The sequence below is a fragment of the Saccharopolyspora sp. NPDC045941 genome (genome assembly GCF_056431445.1).
In genome coordinates this window covers 161,179-168,283 of record NZ_JBWKKU010000014.1, presented here as the reverse complement: position 1 = coordinate 168,283, position 7,105 = coordinate 161,179, and the positions used below count along the sequence as shown (strand labels likewise).

Here is a 7,105-nt window from a genome sequence, read left to right as displayed (position 1 = left end):
GCTCCGCGACAAGACCCTCTACCAGCCAGCCCGACCCACAACCCAACCCACGGCGCCCCCAGCCGCCGCTTGACAAAAACATAGGAACACCCCCCGTGAGCGAGACAGCACCTCACAGCCCCGAACTCCGCGCACTGCGCGACCGGGTGACCGCGCCGTCGACCATCGTGCTGCCCACTGCCGGCGACGGGCTCACCTGGAGACCTGTCACCGCCGCCGACATTGGCCTGATCCTCGATCTGAAGCGTGCCGCCGGAAAGATCGATCATCCGCGCTCGCTGGTGATGATGGACGAGCTGGAGGAGGAGTTCAGGGGCGCGACTTTCGACCCCGAGCGCGACGCGGTGATCGCCGTCGATGCCACCGGGCGGGCCGTCGCCTACGGCTCGGCCGCGGCCCCGGCGAGCCAGGAGACGATCGTCTGGGTCGGCCTCGACGGAACGGTGGCCCGGACCGCCGTCGTAAAGGCATCGGCAGTGCACTGCTGGCATGGCAGGAAGCCCGCAAGCTTCAGCATCTCGCGGCCTGCGACGCCGCCCTGCCCGGGTGGCTCGCCTCGAGCGCGCACGACCATGCCACCCCTGCGATCCGGCTTCTGGAAGCACACGGCTACGAGCGCGCCCGGTGGTGGCTGGAGCTGGAGCGCGACCTCAAGGCCCCGGTCGCCGAGCCGCCGTCCATCCCAGGAGTGCGGCTTGTGCCCTACGGAGAGGAGTGGAAGGAGCGAACCAGGTCCGCGACGAACGATGCCTTTCGCGACCACTGGGGTGCCCAGCCGGTCACCGCCGCCGAATGGGCCGCTGGTGACCGTCTGGAAGCATTCCGCCCGGACCTGTCCGTACTCGCCGTCACCCCCGACACACACGATGGCGAACGCGTCGTCGGCTTTGTCTTCGTCGACGTGGCACAGGACGAGTGGCCGCTGCACGGCGGCCCGTCCGGTTACGTCACGGCCGTCGGCGTACGGCGGGACGCGCGAGGACAGGGGCTGGCCCGCACACTGCTGGCCCACGTGCTGCGGGCGCTGCGGGCCGACGGGCTGGACCACGCCGTACTCGACGTCGACGCCGAGAGCCCTACCGGCGCCCTCGGCCTGTACCAGAGCCTCGACTTCACCGTCACCGACCGCGCGGTCAGTCTCGTCAAGCGCTTCTGACCTCCCCCGGGCCCAGCCCTACAGCCGGGCCCAGCCACCCGGCTCCCACCCGGCCGACAGCTACCCGCGCCGCCGCCGACAACGCCTCACCGAGGCGTCCTGCATACAACCCGCAGCACATCACCCAGCTGCCCGACCACGACGAGCAGGAAGCACCCGACATGTTCCCTTCCACCATCACCGATTTCTGGCTGACCCCCTCCCCAACGAGTCGGCTCCTCTACGGTGACGACGCCTTCAGGGTTTTCGCCGACGCCGCCCTCGACACCGAGGACGAACGGCTCACCATCCTGACGACGACCGACGGGAAGACGCGCGTTCTGCTCACCCCGGCGGTCGCCGGGACGACGGGCCTGGACGACGGACAGCCGATCGACGAGGCGGGCTTCCAGCAGCGGCTGGCGAAGTCAGGCATCTCGCTGCACGGAGCCGACAACCTGTTCTACTTCACCGACGAGGCCCGGGAGACGTTGCTCGGCGAACCGGACGCCCCCTCGATCCGCCCGCTCACCGAGGCCGACGCGCGGGCGTTCGGACAGTTCGAGGAAGCGGCGTCGGAACAGGATCTCGACGACGCAGACGTCAATCTGGACCACTGGGCGGCCTACGGCGTGTTCGAAGGCGGGCGGCTGGTGTGCGTGGCGAGCATGTACCCGTGGGACGATGCGCCGCTGGCCGACCTCGGCGTGCTGACGCTCCCGCCGCACCGCGGCAAGGGCCACGCCCGGCGCCTCGTGCGCGCGGCCTCCCGGCACGCCCTCGCACGGGGACACGAGCCGCAGTACCGCTGCCAGCTCGACAACCACGCCTCGGTCGCGGCGGCCGCATCGGCCGGCCTGACCCGATTCGGGACCTGGGACGTCGTCTCACCGGACTCGGCCGTGTAGGGGCATGATTCAGTGACAAACGGCTGCGGGTTGGCGCCGGGGTCAATACCCACGACTACCGCGAGCGCATCACGGCCCTGATCGAGGCCGGTGGAGACGTGCTGTGTTTCGACTCCTCCGACGGGTACAGCGACTGGCAGGCGCAGGCGCTTACCTGGACAAAGAAGCCCTATCCGGAGATCCCGGTCGGCGGAGGCAACGTGGTCGACGGGGGCGTTCACTTTTCTTGCTGAAGCCGGCGCAGACTTCGTCAAGGTCGGCGTGGGCAGGAGTTCCATCTGCATCACCCGCGATCAGAAGGGCATCGGGCGTGGCCAGGCCAGCGCCGTTGTCGACGTCGCCGCAGCTCGTGATGGCTTCCGGGAGCGGATCGGTCAGCACGTGCCGATCTGCTCAGTTGGTGGCTTGGTGCACGACTACCACGTGGCCGTGGCATTGGCGATGGGCGCCGACTTCTCATGACGGGCCGTTACTTCGCACGCTTCGATCAAGCGCCGGGGGCAAAGCTGCCCACCGCTGACGGCTTCGTCAAAGAGTACTGGGGCGAGGGCTTCAATCGGGCCCGCAACTGGCAGCGGTACGGCCAGGGCGCACAGGGACTGATCTTCGAGGAAGGCGTCGATGGCTACGTCCCCTACGCCGGCGATCTCAACGAGGGCCTCGCCGTGACCGGTGCGAAGATCAAGGCCACGATGGCCTCCTGCGGTGCCATGACTCTGCCGGAGTTTCGGTCCACGGCCCGCCTGACGCTGGTCTCGGAGCAGAGCTTCCAAGCGAACCACCCCAACGTGTCAATCCAAGACACGCCGACCGTCATCGCCTGAACTCTGGCAGGGCGCCGCCGCCACCTCCGTTGGCAGAAGTGCTCCACCCTGCCTGTATCGCAGCCAGCCAGAACGCACCCGGAACGCCCCTATCTCCAATCTCCAGAACGCTTGAAGTGGTGCGATGCGGTCGTGCCGGATCGACAGGCATGGGTTGTGTACCGGCTACTGGAGAACTACGCCGTACCGCACCGACTGCGGTGAGCGCGAAATTCCGGTGTCGGCCGTTGCCGGCTGGCCAGCAGCCGGGCAGCGGCAGGATTCACCCTGCCCGGACCGGCTCGCTGGCGCTCCCGAGGAGGGTCGGGTCCTTCGCATTCGGCCGGCACACCGCCCGGCGCAGCGCCGCGACGAGGGCCGACCTGTCGGAGGCTCGAGTGCACAGCGAGATCGGGCACGGCTCGACGTCGGTGACCGGGACGAACGTGACCTCGGGATGGCGGTAGCGGTCGGCAGCGAAGCCGCCCGTGATGGCGACGGCCTGCCCCGAAGCGACGGCCTCCAGTAACTCATCCATGGTGCGAGCCGACGGGCCGTAGCGCACGGGAGTCCCGTCGGGGCGCGGATCACACGCCCACCAACGCACCCACGCCGGATCGGCCTCGTCATCGGTGACGTGGGTTTCGCCATCGAGGTCGGCGAGCTCGACCGCCTCGTGCGCCGCGAGGCGGTGCGTGACGGGCAGCGCCACGACCCGGGGCTCGTGGTGCACCACGTCGAAGCGGAGGCCGGTGACGTCGCTAATCGGCGGCCGCACCAGCGCGGCGTCGACGATGCCGTCGCGCACGGCCGAGGCCTGCTGTGGCCAGGCCAGCTCCACCAGCCGCACCAATACGCTGGGCACCTCGCGGCGTAGCTCCTCGAGCACATGCCGGGTGTGTGGACCGGCCGAGGCGCTCATGAACCCGACCCGGAGCGTGGCGGCCAGCTCGCGGCGGTGGGCCTCCACGGCGGCGACGGCCCGGTCGGCCGCGGCCAGCGCAGGACGCGCCTCGGCCAGAAAACGTTCGCCGACCGGGGTGGGACGCACCGGGTGAGCGGAGCGGTCGACCAACTCGACGCCTAGCGCGCGCTCGAGCTTGCGCACTTGCTGGCTCAGCGCGGGCGCGCTGATGTAGAGCAACTCCGCCGCGCGGCCGAAGTGACCCGCGTCGACGACCGCGACGAGGTAGCGCACGAGATGCAGGTTGAGGTCCACGTCGACTCCTCCCGCCGCCGAGTTGGTAGCGCAGCTCGCTCGACTGTAGCGCCTTGACCTGTGGGGTTAACCGATACGTTTACGGATCGGCGGATGGTTGTCATGGACCTTTGCGAGCGGCGCGCCCAAGGATGAGGCACCCGAACCGACTCGACGAGGAGCCACGATGAGCCGCTACGAACACGACTTCAAGAACATGTTCGCCTCCCTGGAGAAGCAGATCGCGCAGACCGACAACCCGCGGCACCGCGCAATCCTGAAGAACTACCGCCTGCACGCCCTGCTGGAGGTCTCGGGGCGTTACGAGGAGCTGCTGGCGCCGAGCATGACCGTCGAGCACCCGCACTACCGCATCCACGAGGGCGGCACGTCGACGATCCTGGACGGAATGGCGGAGGTCAAAGGGTTCTACCAGTCGCTGGTCGAGGCGAACGCTCTGGTTATGTGGGTGAGCAAGCAGGACATCGCGGTCAATGACCACGGGTTCTCCGGCGAGCTCGAGTTCTTCGAGTTCGTGCCCGAAGCGATGCTCGGCGAGACCGTGTTCGGCTCGGTGCGGGCCGGGGACGACCCGGGCGACGTCTACCTGCTCAAGCGCACGCTCGCGTTCTACTGGCCCTACGACGAGCGCTGCCGGCTGATCGGCGAACACGTCTACGAGGACACCGCCTCCCGGGAGATCACCAAGCCTGACCCTGCCGACGTCATCACCGCCGAGCGGGCAGCCGAGCTGCTCGCCCCGGAGATCGCGAAGGTGCTGCCGTGAGTATCGCGCTGGTCACCGGTGCGGCCGGTGGGCTGGGCGCGGCGGTGGCAGCTCGCCTCGCCCAGGACCAGGCAGTTCTGCTGACAGACGTCGACGCCGAACGTGTTGCGGAGACCGCCACGAAACTGGCCGCGGAGGGCGCTGACGTCGCCCACGCCGTGTGCGACGTCAGCGAGCGGGCATCCGTGCAGGGCGCGTTCGCGGCCGCCGAGGAACAGCTCGGCGAGGTGACCGCGCTGGCCAACGTCGCCGGGGTTGCCGGGGGTGGGCGGTTCATGCCGTTCACCGAGCTGACCGAGGAGCAGTGGGACCACACGTTCGCGGTCAACACCCGGGGCACGTTCCTGGCCTGCCAGGAATTCGTCCGCCGCCGTGCCGGCCGCCCCGGCGCAGTCGTCAACATCGCCTCGGTCGGTGCCCGGCTGGGCATGGAGATGCTCGCCGACTACGGCCCCTCGAAGGCCGCTGTCATCGAGCTGACCCACGTGGTCGCCCGGGTCGGGGCGCCGAGCGGGCTGCGGGCCAACGCGGTGATGCCGGGCCTCATTTGGACCGACATGTGGCGCAAGACCAGCGAGTGGCTGAACGCGAACGATCCCGCACATGCCAACGCCACCCCCGAGCAGCTCTTCGCAGGGTTTGTCGGGCAGATGGTTCCGATGGGGCGTCCCCAGACCCCATCGGACATCGCCGAGATGGTGGCATTCCTGCTGTCCGAACGGGCAGCCAACATCACCGGCCAGACCGTGGCCGTCGATGGCGGCGTGGTCATGACCTGACCACGGATACCCCGTATCCGTGGTCATGACCTGACCACGGATACGGGGTGCTGGCGGCGCGGGACACCGCCGGCCCCGTCACCCAGCAGTACCTTGCGCAGCAGGCTCCGGAAGCAGCTGCGCCAGGCGTATGAAGGCGACGCGACGTCTGCGCTGGTTGAAGGACGAAGAGCTTTTCGAAAGCGGTGAGAATCTCGACGGGCATGGTGGATCCGCGGGTGACGCCGCTGCGCAGCGACGAGAGGTCGCTGCCCTCGGCTGCGGGGTGCTGAAGGATCCCGGCGTACATCGTGGGACGCCGTGGAACACAGTGACCTGGTCCCGTTCCTGGTTCGTCGTTGAGGGACAGGACGGCGCCGCGGTGGCGTCGCGCGAGTTGCGTCGTTGTCGATGCGCCCGGGAAGGGTCCCGCTCAGCTGGCCATCTCGGCGTCGGCCTTACGACGTGCAAAGCTGACCCCCTCGTCTTCCAGCCCGCAACGGCTAAGCAGGAGGAGACCGCGCAGGTAGTTTTGGTGGAGCCGCCACGGCACGCGCGCGCCCTGCTTCGGCCGTGCGGCGGCCGCGCGCTGCGCGTAACTGGAGGACAGTTCCCAGTACGGCTCTCGTCTCTCGTCGGCCGGGGCGACAGGGGTAGCGATGTGCCAGCCCCGCTGGTCCATCAGCGTCAGGATCCGGCAGAGGTAGCGTGCGATCAGATCGGCCGTGAGGGTGAATGACGCATTGGTGTAACCGGTGGTCATCGTGAAGTTCGGGACGCCGGTGAACATCCTGCCCTTGTAGGTCACCGGCTCGGAGAGCTCGACTGGTCATCGGTCGACCCGCAGAGTGACCCCGCCGATGGGTTGGATGTTGAGCCCCGTCACGATGATGATGATGTCCGCGTCCAGGTGCTGCCCGGACACCAACTCGATCCCCTTCTCGGTGAAGGTCGCGATCCGGTCGGTCACAACGGACGCGCGACCTTCCCGGATGGCCCCGAACAGGTCCCCGTCGGGAACGAGGCAGAGCCGCTGTTCCCAGGGGTTGTACGGCGGATTGAAATGCACGTCGACGTCGAATCCGGCCGGGAGTTGCTCGGCGATCTTCTGCCGGATGAACACGCGCATCTGCTCCGGGTTCCGGATGCGTCAAGGCAGCATGAACTGACACTACGCAGATCAGCTGTCGAGCAGATGTGCGCCAACGTCTGTCTGCGCCGCCCAGGGAGCCTGGGTCTGCGTGGTGGGACGCGACCAGCAAGCCCTGGCCCATGGCGTCGCCGACATCACCGACAAGAGCGGAATCGCGATCAGCGAGCCCGCAATGTCACCGATGCCGCCGCGGTGGATCACCTGCGCGAGCAGACCAGTCCCAGCTGGACCCGGTCGATGTGCTCAACGTCACCGAGCGCGGCTACTGGCCCAAGCGCCTGGGCACCGCGCCGTCGCACGTGGTCAAAGGCGTGCCCGCCTACGTCGACGGATGCATGCTCGACATCAGCGCCACCGCGGGAG

The 7,105-nt window shown here is 68.6% G+C and carries 8 protein-coding genes and 1 pseudogene; 6 read left to right on the top strand and 3 right to left on the bottom strand.

The window, feature by feature from the left end; translation table 11 throughout:
- Positions 1-697 precede the first annotated feature (697 nt).
- The 4 genes and pseudogenes from AC07FN_RS14250 (at position 698) to AC07FN_RS14235 (ending at position 2,867) form a co-directional block, all read left to right on the top strand.
- A complete protein-coding gene (locus AC07FN_RS14250) occupies positions 698-1,156 on the top strand; it encodes a GNAT family N-acetyltransferase (protein WP_478396010.1) in 459 nt (152 codons plus the stop codon).
- Between the two features lie 161 nt (positions 1,157-1,317).
- Positions 1,318-2,043 (top strand): GNAT family N-acetyltransferase, encoded by a 726-nt coding sequence (locus AC07FN_RS14245; protein WP_478396009.1) that lies wholly within the window; start codon positions 1,318-1,320, stop codon positions 2,041-2,043.
- 23 nt (positions 2,044-2,066) lie between these two features.
- Entirely contained in the window at positions 2,067-2,276 is a 210-nt protein-coding gene (locus AC07FN_RS14240; protein ID WP_478396018.1) for an IMP dehydrogenase, read from the top strand.
- Positions 2,277-2,304: 28 nt separating this feature from the next.
- A pseudogene (locus tag AC07FN_RS14235) lies at positions 2,305-2,867 on the top strand (IMP dehydrogenase).
- A gap of 262 nt (positions 2,868-3,129) precedes the next feature.
- Here AC07FN_RS14235 and AC07FN_RS14230 read toward each other — a convergent pair.
- Positions 3,130-4,065 (bottom strand): LysR family transcriptional regulator, encoded by a 936-nt coding sequence (locus AC07FN_RS14230; RefSeq protein WP_478396008.1) that lies wholly within the window; start codon positions 4,063-4,065, stop codon positions 3,130-3,132.
- A 166-nt stretch (positions 4,066-4,231) separates the two neighbouring features.
- Between AC07FN_RS14230 and AC07FN_RS14225 the strand changes: the two genes are divergently transcribed.
- Positions 4,232-4,831 carry a hypothetical protein gene (locus AC07FN_RS14225; RefSeq protein ID WP_478396007.1) on the top strand — a complete coding sequence of 200 codons (600 nt, stop codon included), beginning with the start codon at positions 4,232-4,234 and terminating at the stop codon, positions 4,829-4,831.
- Positions 4,828-5,610, top strand: a complete 783-nt coding sequence (locus tag AC07FN_RS14220; protein WP_478396006.1) for an SDR family NAD(P)-dependent oxidoreductase — start codon at positions 4,828-4,830, stop codon at positions 5,608-5,610. Before AC07FN_RS14225 ends, AC07FN_RS14220 begins: the two co-directional genes overlap by 4 nt.
- A gap of 412 nt (positions 5,611-6,022) precedes the next feature.
- Here the strand turns inward: AC07FN_RS14220 and AC07FN_RS14215 are convergent, their stop codons facing one another.
- Both AC07FN_RS14215 and AC07FN_RS14210 read right to left on the bottom strand, forming a co-directional pair.
- Positions 6,023-6,379 carry a hypothetical protein gene (locus AC07FN_RS14215; protein ID WP_478396005.1) on the bottom strand — a complete coding sequence of 119 codons (357 nt, stop codon included), beginning with the start codon at positions 6,377-6,379 and terminating at the stop codon, positions 6,023-6,025.
- 39 nt (positions 6,380-6,418) lie between these two features.
- Positions 6,419-6,718 carry a hypothetical protein gene (locus tag AC07FN_RS14210; RefSeq protein WP_478396004.1) on the bottom strand — a complete coding sequence of 100 codons (300 nt, stop codon included), beginning with the start codon at positions 6,716-6,718 and terminating at the stop codon, positions 6,419-6,421.
- Positions 6,719-7,105: the final 387 nt, after the last annotated feature.

Bases quoted from the DNA above. Each gene is read 5' to 3' on its own strand.
- AC07FN_RS14245 (WP_478396009.1), top strand. From the start codon at position 1,318: ATGTTCCCTTCCACCATCACCGATTTCTGGCTGACCCCCTCCCCAACG.
- AC07FN_RS14225 (WP_478396007.1), top strand. From the start codon at position 4,232: ATGAGCCGCTACGAACACGACTTCAAGAACATGTTCGCCTCCCTGGAG.
- AC07FN_RS14215 (WP_478396005.1), bottom strand. From the start codon at position 6,379: ATGTTCACCGGCGTCCCGAACTTCACGATGACCACCGGTTACACCAAT.
- AC07FN_RS14210 (WP_478396004.1), bottom strand. From the start codon at position 6,718: ATGCGCGTGTTCATCCGGCAGAAGATCGCCGAGCAACTCCCGGCCGGA.